General features: G+C 66.9%; 1 pseudogene. It reads right to left on the bottom strand.

Annotated features, from left to right (window positions below):
- Positions 1-599: pseudogene (locus tag IB274_RS29460) on the bottom strand (S-layer family protein); the annotation flags it as partial.

Genomic DNA, 599 nt, shown 5'->3' with positions numbered 1-599 from the left:
TCGACCAGGCCGCCCTGGAGGATGCTGCCACCGGCCACGGCGTTGAGGTCGTGGCTGGCGCGCAGGGTGCCGACGTTGAGCAGGTCGCCACCGGCCATGAGGTTGAGGTCGCGACCCTGGATGAGGCTGTTGCCGCGCAGGTTGCGCTCGTCGGTCTGGGCCAGGTAGACCACCGGGACGAGGACTTGCTGGCCATCGATGACGCGGCTTTCCATCCAGACGATGTCGTGGGTGAGCGCGGCGACCTGTTCGGCTGAGAGGCCGACGCCGACGCTGAGTTTCAGCGCATCCTTGGCGGCCAGGGCGTTGTCCATCAGGTACTGGAACTGGTCGTAATCGCTGGCCAGGCCGTCGATGAAGCGCTGGCCGGTCTTGGCCTGGATGGCTTCGCGGATCAGGCGGGTTTCGTAGGCGCCATCGCCCAGGCGCTTCCAGGCCTTGTCGGCGTCGAAGCCGAGCTTGTCGAGCAGGTAGCCGGAGTTGAGGAACTTGCCCAGGTCGGTGAGGGCCGGGTTGGTTTCGATGAGGTAGTTCGCGCCGGGATCGGTGGCGCGGATGAACAGGCCGTACTGGCCCTGCGGCAGGCGGAAGGTGTCGGC

The sequence above is a fragment of the Pseudomonas sp. PDM18 genome (genome assembly GCF_014852585.1).
GTDB lineage: Bacteria > Pseudomonadota > Gammaproteobacteria > Pseudomonadales > Pseudomonadaceae > Pseudomonas.
This window is presented reverse-complemented; position numbering and strand designations above follow the sequence as displayed.